Annotated in this window: 12 protein-coding genes; 3 read left to right on the top strand and 9 right to left on the bottom strand. The window is 53.1% G+C overall.

Annotated elements, in window-relative coordinates; all coding sequences use genetic code 11:
- Window positions 1-43 precede the first annotated feature (43 nt).
- Window positions 44-955: a lipoyl synthase gene (lipA, locus tag HW115_RS02770; protein WP_227021230.1), complete on the bottom strand. Its 912-nt coding sequence runs from the start codon at window positions 953-955 to the stop codon at window positions 44-46.
- Window positions 956-1,077: 122 nt separating this feature from the next.
- Complete coding sequence (locus HW115_RS02765) at window positions 1,078-2,220, bottom strand: DNA alkylation repair protein (RefSeq protein ID WP_178931041.1); 1,143 nt, start codon at window positions 2,218-2,220, stop codon at window positions 1,078-1,080.
- Between the two features lie 163 nt (window positions 2,221-2,383).
- Here HW115_RS02765 and HW115_RS02760 point away from each other — a divergent pair, with 163 nt between their 5' ends.
- Window positions 2,384-4,870, top strand: coding sequence for a U32 family peptidase (locus HW115_RS02760; protein ID WP_227021229.1), 2,487 nt, complete (start codon window positions 2,384-2,386; stop codon window positions 4,868-4,870).
- Window positions 4,871-4,981: 111 nt separating this feature from the next.
- Here the strand turns inward: HW115_RS02760 and HW115_RS02755 are convergent, their stop codons facing one another.
- From HW115_RS02755 to HW115_RS02730, 6 genes are all read right to left on the bottom strand, one after another.
- Complete coding sequence (locus HW115_RS02755) at window positions 4,982-5,656, bottom strand: PEP-CTERM sorting domain-containing protein (protein WP_178931040.1); 675 nt, start codon at window positions 5,654-5,656, stop codon at window positions 4,982-4,984.
- Between the two features lie 154 nt (window positions 5,657-5,810).
- Window positions 5,811-6,479 (bottom strand): discoidin domain-containing protein, encoded by a 669-nt coding sequence (locus tag HW115_RS02750; protein ID WP_178931436.1) that lies wholly within the window; start codon window positions 6,477-6,479, stop codon window positions 5,811-5,813.
- 200 nt (window positions 6,480-6,679) lie between these two features.
- Complete coding sequence (locus HW115_RS02745; protein ID WP_178931039.1) at window positions 6,680-7,477, bottom strand: PEP-CTERM sorting domain-containing protein; 798 nt, start codon at window positions 7,475-7,477, stop codon at window positions 6,680-6,682.
- 290 nt (window positions 7,478-7,767) lie between these two features.
- Window positions 7,768-9,264, bottom strand: a complete 1,497-nt coding sequence (locus HW115_RS02740) for a FecR domain-containing protein (protein WP_178931038.1) — start codon at window positions 9,262-9,264, stop codon at window positions 7,768-7,770.
- Window positions 9,265-9,299: 35 nt separating this feature from the next.
- Entirely contained in the window at window positions 9,300-9,863 is a 564-nt protein-coding gene (locus HW115_RS02735) for a sigma-70 family RNA polymerase sigma factor (protein WP_178931037.1), read from the bottom strand.
- Between the two features lie 132 nt (window positions 9,864-9,995).
- Window positions 9,996-10,643 carry a PEP-CTERM sorting domain-containing protein gene (locus HW115_RS02730; protein ID WP_178931036.1) on the bottom strand — a complete coding sequence of 216 codons (648 nt, stop codon included), beginning with the start codon at window positions 10,641-10,643 and terminating at the stop codon, window positions 9,996-9,998.
- Between the two features lie 257 nt (window positions 10,644-10,900).
- Here HW115_RS02730 and HW115_RS02725 point away from each other — a divergent pair, with 257 nt between their 5' ends.
- The gene (locus HW115_RS02725; RefSeq protein ID WP_178931035.1) at window positions 10,901-12,235 is read left to right on the top strand and encodes a hypothetical protein; all 1,335 of its coding nucleotides are present in this window, start codon (window positions 10,901-10,903) and stop codon (window positions 12,233-12,235) included.
- 12 nt (window positions 12,236-12,247) lie between these two features.
- Here the strand turns inward: HW115_RS02725 and thiC are convergent, their stop codons facing one another.
- A complete protein-coding gene (thiC, locus tag HW115_RS02720; RefSeq protein WP_178931034.1) occupies window positions 12,248-14,332 on the bottom strand; it encodes a phosphomethylpyrimidine synthase ThiC in 2,085 nt (694 codons plus the stop codon).
- A 286-nt stretch (window positions 14,333-14,618) separates the two neighbouring features.
- On the opposite strand from thiC, the gene HW115_RS02715 reads away from it, so the two are divergent.
- Complete coding sequence (locus tag HW115_RS02715) at window positions 14,619-15,278, top strand: hypothetical protein (RefSeq protein ID WP_178931033.1); 660 nt, start codon at window positions 14,619-14,621, stop codon at window positions 15,276-15,278.
- Window positions 15,279-15,283: the final 5 nt, after the last annotated feature.

The raw sequence follows: 15,283 nt of genomic DNA, 5'->3' as shown, positions 1-15,283 counted from the left end.
GAATCACAGCCATCAGGGTGTTGAGTAAATGTCGCTCGGTGGTCTAAACCAGAGCGGCCTTGGCTTCGATTTCCTTGATGAGGTCGAGTTCAGGTTGGAAATCGGCAGCGAGGTAGGAGCTGCGAACCAGTGGTCCACTGGCGCAGTGACGGAATCCCTTCTCGATGGCGACCCGCTTGTATTCATCGAACTTCTCGGGTTTGATGTATTCGACCACTGGAAGGTGTCTTGGCGTGGGGCGCATGTACTGACCGAGGGTGAGCACGCTTACGTCGTGGGCCAGAAGGTCATCCATGGCCTGAAACAGCTCTTCTTCGGTTTCTCCAAGTCCGAGCATCAGGCCGCTTTTAGTGACCACCTTACCTTCCGCAAAGGCGAGGGCTTTTTTGAGCACCGTGAGTGAGCGTTGGTACTTGGCCCGGCTCCGGACGAGTGGCGTTAGGCGCTCGACGGTTTCCAGGTTGTGGTTGAATACGTGAGGCATGCCATCGAGGCAGAGTTGCAGGGCGAAGTCGCGGTCGTTGAAATCCGGGGTCAGGATTTCGATGATGATGCCCGGGTTGGCTGTGCGGATGGCTTCGACGACGAGTTTGAAATGCTCTGCACCACCGTCGCGCAGGTCGTCGCGGCAGACAGCAGTGATGACGACGTGCTTGAGTTTCAGTCGCTTGCAGGCTTCCGCGACACGCTGAGGCTCATCGGCGTCGAGTGCGTCGGGGCGCGCGGTTTTGACGGCGCAGAATCCACAGGCTCGGGTGCACTTTTCACCGGCAATCATGAAGGTGGCGGTTCCTTGGCTCCAGCATTCCCAGCGGTTGGGGCAGTTGGCCTCTTCGCAGACGGTGACCAGATTCAGGTCGGTGATCAGCGATTTGGTGGACCAGAATCCGGGGTCGTTGGGCAGCCTGACTTTCAGCCAGTCGGGCTTGCGCTCGACATGCAAGGAGGGGTCCATGTTCATTTTGGGTCCGTGGCACTTCGACATGCGCTGCAAGTAGCTCGGGAATCGTCAATTGTAAACAGGGAATTGTGTGCGTAATTTGCCTGTTTTGGCCGAAGTGCGAGTGGTCGCCAGTGTCAGGATGAGGCAGGGAAAAGTTCAGGGAGGAAGAGTTCGAACTGAGTTTCGGCCCGGGCCATACCGTTGACGGTGATCTCAAGCCGGTGTTGGCCGGCATAGTAGTTTCGCGTGGTGATCACCTTGAACGGATGTTTTTTGGTCAGTTGCACCGTTTCACCCGCTTTGAGTTTCAGATTTTTCCATTTAAAAACCTTCGGGGCTGTCTGGCCACTGGCTTTGACAAAATGGATGGTGTAATCGATCACCAGCGATTGCATTTGCTCTGAGCAGGAGCTGATTTCTGCTTCGATCCTGAGATCCGAACCGAGTTCCAGATGGGTGTGGCTGAGGTTGAGATTCCGGATCTCGATTTGGGGAGAGGCGGTGTGACCGAGCAATGCAAACACCTCGGGGTGGCCGGCTTTTACCAATGTTCGGGTGGCATGGCGGATAATCCATTGCCGGGCCGGAATAGCTTCAGCCATCCAGCGTCGGCAGGTGGCGATGACGAGTTCCGGGTGGTCTTTGGAAATATCGTTCAGGTTATTGGCCACCGAGCGCCTCACGTAATCCGAGGTGTCGTCGACCAGATTGTTGAGCAGGGCGATTACCGGTGTTGGGTTTTCAATGTACTGCGGGAGTTGGCACCCCCAGGGGAGGCGGGGGCGGATGCCCTCGGATGCGAGACGTCGGACGTGCTCATCCGAGGAGAGGCTCCAGAGCGACATTTCGTTGTAGGTTTGCTCCGGGTGCCGGTTGAGAAACTCGCGGATGGCAAATTCAGCGGAATACATCGGAGTCAGATAGCTAAGTAGAGATAAAGCAATCTTCGGGTGCTCCAAGCCATAGACCGAGATATAATCAATGACGGGCCAGGCTGCAAACGAGCGCAGACTATCATTCGCGTCGCCTTCGTCCCAATGGTCACGGATATTCCCGAGGATGTGGGCCGCTTCCTCGAAGTTTGTTGGCAGATATTTACCCATGACCTCAATCAGATGGGAGACCCGCTGCTTCAGTTCCAATTCGCTGAGCCCTTCCATGGCGTCCCGGTGGAAATCTTCAGCGGAGAATGATGCCCCGGAAGCAAGGAGTCCGTTGATGATGCGCAGAACTGCGACTTCACCGAGTCCGTCTTTCATAAGTAATTGAGTCGCCATGGTCAGAAATTGGGGGGGAGCTCTAGAATTAGGATGATTGTTTCTATTTTGCAACCGTCAGAACAGCTAAAAGCCTTTTGTCTGGAAGTGAAGATACTTTGGCTGGGTCGGCAGGACATACTTGTGGCTTTTCTTTTATGATTTTCGGGTGATGCTGTGGCGGATGTCAGCGCCACATGTTACAAATGATCCGGGTCGGTATGAGCGGACTCCCGAGTTGCTTGCTCCAGCGGGGAGTTGGGACTGTGTTCGGGCAGCGGTTGCGAATGGGGCGGATGCGGTGTTTTTTGGATTGTCCAAGTTCAATGCCCGCTTGCGCGCAGACAATTTTACGGAGGAGGATCTCCCGGAACTCATGGAATTTCTCCATGCCCGTGGGGTGAAGGGCTTTGTGACCATGAACACCCTGATCTTTACCGGCGAACTTCAGGAGGCGGAGACGCAGTTGCGTTTGCTCGAATCGTGTGCTGTGGATGCCATCATTGTCCAGGATCTTGGGCTGGCACGTTTGTGTCGAATCGTTGCCCCATCACTTGAGGTGCATGCCTCCACCCAGATGACGATTACCTCACCCGAGGGGTTGGCCTTTGCCGATCGGCTGTATCATTTGGATCGAGCTGTTTTGGCTCGTGAACTTTCATTGAAACAGATCGCCAAGTTCAAGCCTGAAGAATCTGTGCCCCTTGAAGTCTTCGTTCACGGAGCCCTCTGCGTGGCTTACTCAGGCCAGTGCCTGACAAGTGAAAGTCTCGGGCAGAGGTCGGCGAACCGGGGGGAATGCGCACAGGCGTGTCGAATGCCCTACACATTGGTTGTGGATGGTGAGGAGAGGGAAATGGGAGAAGTGAGATATCTGCTTAGTCCTCAGGATCTGGCGGCGGTTGATTTGATTCCTGAGCTCGTCAGGCAAGGTGTGGTGTCTTACAAAATCGAAGGACGATTGAAGTCTCCTGAATATGTTGCGGCGATTACGAAGGTCTACCGCAAGGCAATTGATGCGGCTGTAGCTGGTGAGGAGGACCCGATTACCCAGGATGATCGTTACTCCATGGAAATGACTTTTTCACGGGGTCTCTCGACAGGCTGGCTTGAGGGCACCAACCACCCACTCTTGACCCATGGGAAGTTTGGTAAAAAACGCGGCGTGTTTCTCGGCGAAGTCATCCGCTCCGAACGAGGTTGGGTGGATGTAAAACTGGCGACACGGATTCCGGTGAAAGCGGGTGACGGCATTGTGTTTGATGCCGGGGAAGACCGGAACCTTGAACAGGGGAGTCGCATCTGGAAAGTCGCAGGCGATCGCTTGTTGTTTCACCGTGAGCACAGTGGATTGGACTGGAAACGGATTCAACCGGGGCAAAAAATTTGGAAGACAGACGACCCGAAGTTGAATAAACGGCTGACCGCCAGTTGGAAAAATGCCAAGTTGGAGGTAGAGCGGGATACTTTGAATATCACGGTGAAGGGGTGCGTAGCTGAGGGGATGACACTTTCTTGTGGCAAGGTCAGCGTTACTTCCACGGAGAAGCTTGAAGTGGCCCAGTCCCGCCCGTTTACGGATGAATTTTTAATCAAGCAGTTAGGTCGCCTTGGTGGGACCGATTGGAAACTGGGTGAGGTGGATAACCAACTACAAGGGGAGGTGATGATGCCGGTGTCTGCCGTGAATCGACTTCGACGAGCTTTGGTGGATGCCATGGATGTTGCCACTACGCAGAGAAAGGCAGCCCGGGTTCAGGTGGGAGCGACGGCGTCACTTGATGATTTGATGCCTGTGCGCAGGACGGATGAATCGTCACGACGGGAATTGTCTGTGTTATGTCGCAGCATGGAGCAGATCGAAGCCGTGCTTGAGGCGGGGGGGAAGAACATTTATGTGGACTTCGAGGATATTCGCCGAGGGAAGGAGGCTGTTTCCCTGGTGCGCTCAGCAGATGATGCCCGGGTCCACCTGGCAACGCCACGGATTCAAAAATCGGGAGAAGCTGGTTTTTTCAAAGTTGTTGAGCGAGCCGAGCCGGATGGAGTGTTGATCCGAAACCTTGGCGGGGTGTCCTATTTCAAGGATCGAAACGATCTCTATAAAATAGGTGATTTCTCCCTGAACTGTGCCAACCCTTTGACTTCGAGAATTTTAAAGGAGGAGGGGGGCTTGGATCATATGACTGTGTCCTATGATTTGAATATTCGTCAGGTGCTGGACCTCTTGTTAGCTGCACCTACCGATTGGTTTGAGCTGACGATTCATCAGCATATGCCGATGTTTCATATGGAGCATTGCGTGTTCTGTTCGTTCCTCAGTGATGGCGGAACCAGTATTTTGAATTGCGGTAAACCGTGTGACAAACACCAAGTGCAGCTGAAAGACCGAGTCGGTCAATTGCATAGCTTGAAGGCCGATGTGGGGTGCCGGAACACCTTGTTCAATGGACGGGCCCAGACAGGAGCCCGATTCTACGACCAACTGAGGGGGACCGGTTTGCGCCGGTATCGGGTGGAATTGTTGGATGAAGACAAGGAGTCCGCACGTAAGATCGTTCAAGCATACCAATCACTTCTTGCCGGGGCACGGTCCGGGCATCATTTATGGCAGGGACTGGATGTCTCCGAACAGCTCGGGGTGACCGAAGGAACGCTGGAGGTGCGATAAAAAAATCCCACCCGGCGGAACCGGGTGGGTTAAACACAGAAACAAACGTTGAAATTGAACAAAAAACGTTATTTCAGATTATGGGCGGCAGAATGAGTCTGCCAAAGGTTGTTACTTGCGACGACGGAGAATCAGTGAAAGTCCACCGAGTCCAAGAAGGGCTGCGGAGGATGGTTCTGGAACGGCAACCACGTCACCAACGAAGGCGAGTTCCGAGATGCCGACTCGGTCGCCACCGCCGGAGGCTCCGAAGTGATTGTCGGTGATGGTGATGCGGACACGGTCAGCGACGATTCCTCCAAGGTTGATGGTGTCGGACTCTTGCCAAGTGGGGACGGGGAGTGCGAGGCTGCCGGTTGTTGATGCGAAGTTGCCGACGCCATAGTCGATCGTGATAGCACTGGCATTGTTGCCGACATCAGCGTTCCAGCCGTATCCCCAAGTTGACAGAGTGTCCACGTTGTAGGTATCGGTGAAGATAATGTCGAAGCTGACAGTCAGGCCGCCGTTATTGGCGAAGAAGTCACTCCCGGATCCTCCAGGATCGGTGCTAACCCATGCGTTGCCGGCGTTGAAGCTGTCGTGGGTCACGGTGCCGATGTTGGCTGGAGTCAGGTCTTCGGAAAGACCACTATCATTGGTGATGGTGGTGGCAGGTCCGAGAACTGCACCCTCTGGAAAGGTTCCTGTGTAGGTGATGTTCGTTGCGTCGATAATGACTGCCGCGTTCGTGGCTGCCAGCATGCCAAACGTAAGCGCGAGTGCGCATGTGCTTTTGATTTTCATGTTTTTAGATGAATACTTGATGTGTTTTGACACGAAAAATATTTCCGTATCACCAATCATACCGACGGGTGATCAAACCTGACAAAAAAGAGTAAAAAAATCCCACCCGGCGGACCGAGTGGGACAAAAAGGTTACGGGGGGTGTTGATTCTACTTACTTGCGACGACGCAGGATCAGAGCGAGTCCCCCAAGGCCGAGCAGGGCGGTGGAGGATGGTTCCGGGACCGCAGAGCCAATAAATTTGACTTCTCCGAGACCTACCCGGTCAATGCCTCCCTGGTTGTCTGTGATGGTGATTCTTACCGCGTTGGCGTTAACGGCAGCGAAGTTGAGTGTTGCCGGATTTCCTGTGCCAACCGCAGTTGGCTGGGTCAGGGGGGTCGTTCCAGAAAAGGTTCCAGATGTTCCTGTGGTGGAAAACTCGAGAGTGAAGGCTTTGGCTTCGTTACCAGTTCCTCCATTGAAATATCCCCAGAACACAAAATCCGTGAGGGTGTAGGTTTGATCGAGCGCAAAAGTAAGAACCGGGTTCGGATTATTTTCGCCCGGGCCAAAGTAATCTCCACCGGCAGGGGCTGGATCTGCGGTTACCCATCCCACGCTGCCCGATGTGACATTGACATGTGTGGTTGTTGTATAGTTCGCCAGTGTCGCGGGGGTACCGATGAGGCTGTTATTGATAAGTCCACCATCCCCAACTTTGAACAAATCAGAGGAGTCGGTAATGGACGTAACACCGGTTGGTGTGATGAGCACGGCTGCAAATCCAGGGGATACCAGACTTAAGCTAAGAGCTAGGATGGATGTGTTTTTCATTTTCATAATTTTGGTGTTTTAATACTTGGGATATTTTGATGCAGAATGATCGTCTCCTTATCAGGGTATATATCATTGGGTTTGAGAAACTGATAGAAAAAATAAAAAACACCCGGCCTAAAGCCGGGTAGGTAAACCCAGAAACAAAGGTTGAAAAAAAACGATATTTTGGGCCATGGCTGACAGATAGGGGATTGTCACAATATTTACCTGCGACGACGCAGGATCAGTGCGAGCCCTCCAAGTCCAAGAAGGGCGGTTGTTCCTGGTTCCGGAACTTCGGAAACTCCAAGATAAACGGCTGGAGCGTAAATTTGTCCGCGGAAGTGGTCTGAGCTGAATGATGGGTGACGACCTACCCCTATCGAGCGATCCAGACTGTCGCCGAAGTCTGTGAGGGTTTGTCCATTGAGGGTTGTTACGGTTCCGTTCAGGTCGACACGAATGTCACCGAGGATAGCAGCTGGGTCACTTGCGTTTGTAACGGCGAAGGAATAGGTGATTTGATTCCAGTCGGTGACATTAAGTCCTTCTGTAGTGGTCAGAATCATGGGCACCGTGTTGCTGATACCGATGACGACTTCTCCGCCATTGTTGGAGCGGGCTCCGATGTACTCGGTGCCGGCATAGTCGATGATTTTACGCGTGTTATTGGACAGTCCTTTGAAGGAGGCTGTCATGGTGTAGCCACCGTTGGCTATGACATCGGCGTTGTTGAGTAGGTCAATGGCATTGGTCGTCACGACGCCGTAAGTGCTGGAATAGTTGAGAGAGTGAGTCCCTTGACTCCCTCCGGTGGGAATGTCTGTGACCACGGCAATGTTGGCGCCTCCGTTTTCGCCGGTGACCGTTGCATGGTTACCTGCACCGCTTAAGTCGGAGACCGCTGTCGAGCTGGAGTCATACGAGGTGTCAAATTCATATTCAAATACAGCATTCAGAGCCGCCGATGAGAGAGTGGGGAACGCTGATAAGAGGGCAATTGTGGCGATGTTTGTTTTCATGGTTTGGAGGGTGGAGGATGTCTGTGCTGCACAGAGCATGATGCAGCAATTTAAACAGGATTACAGACTTCTATTATAAAATGAATTAAAATGAAACCATAAATTTAATCCAGCAGTGGATAGGATGAATGATGTTTGGTGCTCCGAGTATGCACATTGCATGGATGATGTTTGATCTATTGGAACAGATGAAACATCGAGCGGCGATAGGACTCGGTTTCTTCTTCGCTGCAAATTCCTTCGCTACATATCCTGACGCCGAATATAGCCGCAGGATTGCGTGGCCTTGTCTATTTCACCCGCAAGGCACTACGGTATGGCCGGTTGACAAAAATCAGTTCGTCTTTGCTTTTTAACTGATGTGTTTCCACATGGGTGGGGGTTCCGTTAGTGTTTGGTGGTGGGATGGTAAGGGTGAGGATCTTATCGCGGACTTCCCAGCTGGCGGCATCAAAGAGGTGGGTTTTTCTGCCGTTGAAATAATACTGAGCCTTTTTGTCTTTGGTGAAGACTCTTCGGTGGATGTCACCGTTGTGGCGGTATTCCCATGTTCCTATGAAATCTTCATCATCGTGATCCGATGTCCGTGTGTCTTCAAACAAGAGGATACCTGAAGAGTCCGGAGAGAAATCTCCCGCCGCAAGCTGACCTCTCGGAGCTGGGCTTGCCGTGATTCTAACGGTCCATTTTCCTTTTTCGTGAAGCCCTTGCGGAACATCGAAGCTGTAGGCGTTGTCACGAAACAGGGAGTAGCCGGAGCTGCCGGTGTGGTCGTCCGTGGAGATTACACGCCCATTGAAAAGGAGTTCGGCCCGATGAATGATGACGGAGTCGCTACCGTGCATGTATTTGATAATCGCTCTGTAGGTGCTGGGGCGCCAAACGAGGTGGGAGACATCGAAATCCATGATTTCAGGTTCTCTTGAGGGAACTTCGGAAAGTTTCCATGGGAATTCGCTGGTGGGGAGTTCCCGAATATACTGATCTCGGTGAAATGGAATCGATGCAAAGGGGTTGCGGGATCCTGCCACTTGAACCACGGCGTGGTTTTCCAAGATCTTGAGAGGTGTGTTTTGCTCCCGGTCATAGATCTCGACCTCGCCACGGAAGACTCCGACTTCTGCTCCATGCTGGTTTTGGGGGACGTGGATGGCAAATTCAGTTCCCAAATCAACCACCTTGCCATCCGGGTAGTCAATGGTGAACCCCTCGGCACCCTTGGGGACTTCGGAAACCATGCGTCCCCGTTCTAAAATGGCTGAGTTTTCTCCCGTGACCTTGATCACAGCGGGGCCCTCAACTAGTGAGCGTACGCCGCTCCCAAAGGAAATTTCCACCAAACCTGAAGTGAAGGCAAGGGCCTCGCTATCATTGGTTAATTTGATGGATTCCGGAGCTGCATTCTCCCACGTGACGCCCACAAGACTGGTGATGGCCGCGGCTTTGCTCGCCGGGCGTGTTTTGTTGCCACCAGCGGACGCCTCGGCTGATGAATCTTGAGGCGGGGAGCCGATGTAGAAACCCGCGGAAAAAACAATCACGGCTGCAGCTGCGATACTCAATGGTCGGATGAGTTTCCGCCATGAGAATGTGTTTGCGGTCGGTTGCAAGATGACGCCGGCGTCGAGCGAATAGGGAAGGTTACCCTCGACCTCAACAAGTTCCAGATAATACCGCAGGTGCTCATTATCCTCCAGGAACTCTTCGAGGCGTGCCATTTCGACACGTGAGATCGTCTGGGAGAGACATTTGTCTACCAGTGTTGTGAATTCAGCTGTTGGTTTCATCGCTATGCGTTGGGTGCTTGAGGAATGGTTCCAGGCTAATGATTTTCTGAGAGTTGTTTTTCGATACAGCTGCGCAATGCACGGCGAATTCTTGAGATCGATTTATGGATGGCATCGACGGATTTACCAGTCTGAAGTGCAAAGCTACTCAGGGATTTTCCTTGCAGGTATTTGACGTTGATGAGTTTTAAATGGTCGGTGCTGAGCTTGCCGAGGCAAACCCGCATGGCATTCATGGTGTCCGGGCGCTGGTTGAAAAAATTGCCGGCTTCGGCGGAAATGCGTTGGGCAATGTCCTCGCTAAACACGACCTCTCCACGCCGAATGTTGTCACGGCGGATGGCCATGGCCTTGAAATAGGCAACCTTGAATGCCCAGGCTTTAAAATTGGAGCCCACTTCGAAGTCGTCCTTACGCTCCCAGAGGAAGAGGTTGGTCTCCTGCAAGATGTCATCGCAATCCCCACTGTGCCCGGAGAGAGAAATGATGTATCCTCGCAAATCCGATTGAACCGATTCGATCTTCGATTCGATTTCTTGCTGCGACAAGTTCTGCGGTAGATGTTCCGCTTGTTGGTTGTCTGGGAGTGATTTGTGCATACGGGGCTACCCATCATACCGCAAGATTGAGAAAGCTGACAGGAAGAATATGATATTGTGTGATGCCACAAAAAAACCGCTCATTCTGAGGAATGAGCGGTTTGATGAAATCTTAAATTGTAGCCATGCGTGTTATTTGCGGCGGCGTAGACAGAGGGAAAGCAGTCCGAGCCCGAGGAGGCTGATGCTTGAAGGTTCCGGGACGGCTGTGAAGGTGAATTCCGGGAGGAAGCTGCCTTCCCAGTCGTTGAGGGTGCTGTTTTTGTAAGTTCCTGATCCCGATGGGAGAGAGCCGTTTGGAGACATGGATAGGCTCGAGCTGACGGCATTTGCATTATAGCCGGCAAAACCTTCGGTGTCGAGGTCTGCCTCACTTGTGCTGTCTCCTACAAAGAGATACTGGTAGGTTCCTGAGGTGTTGACGGTCACTCCTGAGAAATTAAATTCAACAGCTGTGGCAGCTGCGAGAGTTTGAGCATCGGAAAGACCGACAAAAGCACCAACCGTGCCGTCTCCTGCAAATTCATAGACTGCAATCTTCATGGCCCCATAGGTTCCGCCTGATGGTCTTCCTGTTAACTCGAGGGTGTCGATTTCAAAGGTAGCGGGAGCAGGCGTTTCAGATAAAGTGACGACGTTAGACGACAGGTCTACTGCAAATCCAAAGTAGCTGTTGCCAGCGTTGTCTGCTGCATTTACGTTGGTTGCTGTGAGTGCTGCCGTAGCGGAAATAGCGGATGCCGCTAAGACACTGATTGTGGCGATGAATGTGCTTTTCATGTTGAAAATATGTGTTGTGCGTTGATGCGAAATTTCACAGATTCCGCAAATCAATTCAATAGAAATTTAATAGGTATGCAAGTGAAAAAATATCAGCTTCATTGAAGATGTCGATTTGGAGGATTTACGCATTTCGTGTGAAAAAAAGGTAGGTGGAATTCTGGCTTGTCGTCATACCATGTTCTGAGTTGAATGATGTGAACCGATGTTTCTCGGGGTGTTTCGAATCATTTAATTGCCGATTGGTGGCCATCGATATGAACAAATCTATTTTACCTGTTGTTATTGTGCTTGCGATTACGATTCCATTGATCGCATGGCAGCAGTCGGAGAACCGTCAATTGAAGCAGGATTTGGCTGCGGCTAAAGTTGAGAGAGAAAGGACTCTGACCAGATTCGGGGAGGGCTCTGAGACTCGTCTGAGCCATGCCCGACGGTCATCAGGCGAGAAAAGACCTGGGGGTTTTTCTGAGAAGGACTTGTTGGCTGCGCTTGGGGATACCGACCCCGTAAGTCGTTTGGGAAAGGTTCTCGCCTATGCTGAGGCCGTCTCTGCCGATGAGATCCCGTTCGTTTTGGAGTCGTTGCGTCAATTGATGGGTAAGGGCAAGGAGTATGATTTGCTCGAGCACGTGCTGTTGGCACGTTGGGCTCAATCTGATCCGGATGCCGCGTATGCGTGTTTGTCGGATTTCAGCTATAAGTCCCGGGGGTGGAGCTCCAGCAGTTTACTTTCCAGCCTGACGGCGATGGACCCCAGACGCGCCGCCGACTGGGTGTCTGACCCAGCCAATGAAATGAGTCGGTATGGAAAATATGGGAGTCGGATGGCTGAAATTGTGGCAGGTGAATGGATGCGGCAGGATCCGGATGCTGCCTTTGCCTGGGCCAAAACCTTGCCCGAGGCTCAGCAAGGCGATGCTCTGGCTGCGGTGATTTCACAGATCGGTAGAAGCGACCCCCAACAGGCAACGTCGATGTTGGCCACTTTGGAGCCTGGGCGCGTGCGTTCGGAGGTCGTCGGTGAGTTGGCTGAAGCTTGGGCGCGTAACTCACCGTCGGAAGCGGCTACATGGGCCGAATCATTGGAAGGAGGGGAACGGTCTCAGGCGATTCGCGAGGTTGTGGACGAATGGGCAAAACTCGACCCCGCTGCTGCCGCCGGTTACCTTGACCGTTTGGCAGGTGGTGAAAGCATTGATTCCTATGTCAGGGATGTGGCAAGTCGTTGGGCCCGGCAAGAGCCTGCGGATGCGGCAGGCTGGGTGATGGCCCAATCCGAGGGTAATGGAACGAGGGACGCGATGGGCTATGTGATGTGGAATTGGACTCGCCAGGATCCTGAAGCTGCGGCCACTTGGCTGCTACAGCAACCCGCCGGCCCGAACCGTGACGGAGGAATCGCAGGCCTGTCCAAGGCTTCGGGCTCATTTGACCCGGCCGCGGCTACGCAATGGGCGCATGCGATATCCGATGAGCGCCGCCGCAACCAGATGCTCAACCATAGTTTGGAACGATGGGTCGAACAGGATGCCAATGCTGCGATGCAGTGGGCCGAGACAAATGGAGTCGAGCTTCCCCATGGGAAGTAACTGGGGGGATGCTTATGCGCTGGGAGTGGCTTCTTTCCCAGTGTAGCCATTTTCTTCGGCGTATTTACGGACATCGGCTGTGATCTTCATCGAGCAGAACGTTGGGCCGCACATCGAGCAGAAATGGGCGGTTTTTGCCCCTTCGGCCGGCAGCGTTTCATCGTGAAAATCAATGGCTCGGGCAGGGTCGAGGCCTAGGGCAAACTGGTCGCGCCAACGGAATTCGAACCGGGCCTTGGAAATGGCATTGTCACGTTCCTGGGCTGAGGGGTGTCCTTTGGCGAGATCGGCAGCGTGGGCTGCGAGTTTGTAGGTGATGACGCCTTCTCGCACGTCGTCGCGGTTGGGTAGGCCGAGGTGTTCTTTTGGGGTGACGTAGCAGAGCATGGCACAGCCATACCAACCGATGTTTGCGGCTCCGATGGCAGAGGTAATATGGTCGTATCCTGGAGCGATGTCGGTAGTCAGTGGTCCGAGTGTGTAGAAGGGGGCTTCGTGACACCACTCGATTTGCTTTTGCATATTTTCCTGGATCAACTGCAGTGGCACGTGGCCGGGGCCTTCGTTCATCACTTGGCATCCTTTGGCCCAGGCTCGTTGAGTGAGTTCACCCTGGATTTCCAGCTCGGCGAGTTGGGCGTAGTCGTTGGCATCGGCGATGGATCCTGGGCGCAGGCCGTCGCCAATGGAGAAGGAAACGTCGTAGGCTGCACAGATGTCGCAAATTTCATCCCAGTGGGTGTAGAGGAAGTTTTCCTTTTGGTGGGCGAGGCTCCACTTGGCCATGATCGACCCTCCGCGGGAAACGATGCCGGTCATGCGTCTGGCAGTGTGCGGGACAAAACGAAGCAAAACTCCGGCGTGGATGGTGAAGTAATCCACCCCTTGTTCTGCCTGTTCGATCAAGGTGTCGCGGTAGAGCTCCCAGGTGAGATCTTCGATCCGGCCGTTGACCTTTTCCAGTGCCTGATAGATCGGGACGGTGCCAATCGGGACGGGGGAGTTCCGTAGAATCCACTCGCGGGTGGCGTGGATATTTTTTCCCGTGGAGAGGTCCATGACGGTGTCAGCGCCCCATTTGGTCGACCAGCGCATTTTTTCGACCTCTTCGTCGATGGTCGAGGCCACTGCGGAGTTGCCGATGTTGGCATTGATTTTTACCAGGAAGTTCCGGCCGATGATCATCGGTTCATTTTCCGGGTGGTTGATATTCGCAGGGATGATGGCCCGGCCGCGGGCGACTTCGGAGCGGACAAATTCCGCCGTGATCACCGCTGGGATCTGGGCTCCGAACGTTTGTCCCGGGTGCTGGTGGTTCATCACATTACGTGAAACCTGCTTGAAGGGGTCAATTTCCGAGGGGCGGGGCATTTCGTAGCCATCCGGAGTTGCGCAGAGTTGTTTGATGCGTTCGGAGGCGTCATCCGGAAGGTCCTTGAGGTTCGGGTATTGGTCGCAGATGGTTTTGAATTCTTCCATCCGTCCCATGTTTTCGCGAATGGCGATGTATTCCATCTCCGGGGTGATGATTCCTTGGTCGGCATACCACTTTTGGGTGACTGGATGTCCATTTGATGCGCGCAGCGGCTTTCGTTTGAGGCCGGGGTATTCCTTCAGTTTGTTTTTGGCCGCTTTGTTGGCATTGTATTTCTCCGCATGTTCGCTGGAGAGATAACCGTTATCGACCGCGGTGACTTCGCGGCCATCGTATTCCTCGACATCCTGACGATCGAGAATCCATTGACGTCGCAGGGCGGGGAGTCCCTGAGTGACATCACCATTGAAATCCGGATCTCCCCAGGGGCCGGAGCAATCGTAAACCCGGATGGGCGGATTCTTTTCCACGCGTCCCTCGGGAAAACCGGGTGAGGCTTGGTGTTCGGTATCGGAGAGCCGAATTTCACGCATCGGAACACGAAGGTCCGAGTGGATCTCGCCGTTCACATATACCCGGGTGGAATTCGGGAAATGGGTGGGGTCCTTGGCGATGGTTTCGAGTTCGGCTGAGTTATCGATATCTTCGATGAAGGTTCCGGTGTAATCGCTGCGCTGTTTGGCGTTTTCAGGAGTGTTGGGGGCGTCGTTGGCTGAAATCATGGCAAATAGTGGTCGGGTTGGTGGTGAATCTCAAAAATGAAGTAGGCTGAAATAAGAAAACCTGTCGGCGGAATGCGCTGACAGGCGGGCTACGAAAAGGTTGATTTACCGGTGTGGCGGTCATTTCGAGCTCCCTGCGGCGGCATGATCCGGTATCAGGTTCGGAGGGTTTCACGCACGCGCTGCATGGTCTCAGTCCCGCGATCGCGAGACTCCCCTGTCGGTGAGATGGATCTTGCTGTTGATCCTATGTTGATTCAAGGATGAATTCCATGCGGATTCTGACATGAGGACATTTTGGCTCGTCAATCAGCGGGGGATCGATAAGAATTTCGAAATGAAGAACATCATTGCGATCCTCTGTGGCTTTGCCTGCATGACAGGAGTTGTGTTTTCGGCCAATCCGGAGGTCGAGTCCCAGATCAAGCGAATCAAGAAGTGGTACCAGCAGATTGAGTCGGATAAATCCTTGAAGAAACAAGTGATTGAGGCGAAGTCCGAGCTGCCGTATGAGCCCAAAATGATTCGTTATACCCGTGCTGACGGGGAACTGAAAAAGCTTCAGATTGAATTGCTCAGTGACCATGGGTTTACGCACGAGACCTATTATTTTCACGAAGGTGAGTTGTTTTTTATCTATGCGGTGGATGAATACTGGCAGTTTGTTCCCTCTGAAAACGGAGAGGTCGATCCCGAGCGTCCCGAAACCTTGGACGTTGGCTCTCAGCAACGGTATTATTTTTCCAAGGGCAAATGCATCCGGGCACTCGAAAAACAGGCGGAAACCCGAGAGGGCGAAAAGTTGAGGCAACTGCTCAAAGAAGCTGAAAACAAACCTCTGGATGTGGATTTGGGCGCGGCTGAGTATGTGCAGAAAGCCAAACTGGTGAGTGAAATCAAGACGCTGAAGGAGTTGAATGCCTTTTTAGAGCAGTTCACCAAGTGAATGAG

This window comes from Oceaniferula marina, assembly GCF_013391475.1.
In the GTDB taxonomy this organism is placed as follows: Bacteria; Verrucomicrobiota; Verrucomicrobiia; order Verrucomicrobiales; family Akkermansiaceae; genus Oceaniferula; species Oceaniferula marina.
Note: the sequence above shows the minus strand (reverse complement) of the source record. Positions and strands in the feature narration are given on the sequence as shown.

What these genes read in the sequence shown, in the direction of transcription:
- lipA (WP_227021230.1), bottom strand. Translation starts at nt 955, where the DNA reads ATGGACCCCTCCTTGCATGTCGAGCGCAAGCCCGACTGGCTGAAAGTC.
- HW115_RS02765 (WP_178931041.1), bottom strand. Translation starts at nt 2,220, where the DNA reads ATGGCGACTCAATTACTTATGAAAGACGGACTCGGTGAAGTCGCAGTT.
- HW115_RS02760 (WP_227021229.1), top strand. Translation starts at nt 2,384, where the DNA reads ATGTCAGCGCCACATGTTACAAATGATCCGGGTCGGTATGAGCGGACT.
- HW115_RS02755 (WP_178931040.1), bottom strand. Translation starts at nt 5,656, where the DNA reads ATGAAAATCAAAAGCACATGCGCACTCGCGCTTACGTTTGGCATGCTG.
- HW115_RS02750 (WP_178931436.1), bottom strand. Translation starts at nt 6,479, where the DNA reads ATGAAAATGAAAAACACATCCATCCTAGCTCTTAGCTTAAGTCTGGTA.
- HW115_RS02745 (WP_178931039.1), bottom strand. Translation starts at nt 7,477, where the DNA reads ATGAAAACAAACATCGCCACAATTGCCCTCTTATCAGCGTTCCCCACT.
- HW115_RS02740 (WP_178931038.1), bottom strand. Translation starts at nt 9,264, where the DNA reads ATGAAACCAACAGCTGAATTCACAACACTGGTAGACAAATGTCTCTCC.
- HW115_RS02735 (WP_178931037.1), bottom strand. Translation starts at nt 9,863, where the DNA reads ATGCACAAATCACTCCCAGACAACCAACAAGCGGAACATCTACCGCAG.
- HW115_RS02730 (WP_178931036.1), bottom strand. Translation starts at nt 10,643, where the DNA reads ATGAAAAGCACATTCATCGCCACAATCAGTGTCTTAGCGGCATCCGCT.
- HW115_RS02725 (WP_178931035.1), top strand. Translation starts at nt 10,901, where the DNA reads ATGAACAAATCTATTTTACCTGTTGTTATTGTGCTTGCGATTACGATT.
- thiC (WP_178931034.1), bottom strand. Translation starts at nt 14,332, where the DNA reads ATGATTTCAGCCAACGACGCCCCCAACACTCCTGAAAACGCCAAACAG.
- HW115_RS02715 (WP_178931033.1), top strand. Translation starts at nt 14,619, where the DNA reads ATGAGGACATTTTGGCTCGTCAATCAGCGGGGGATCGATAAGAATTTC.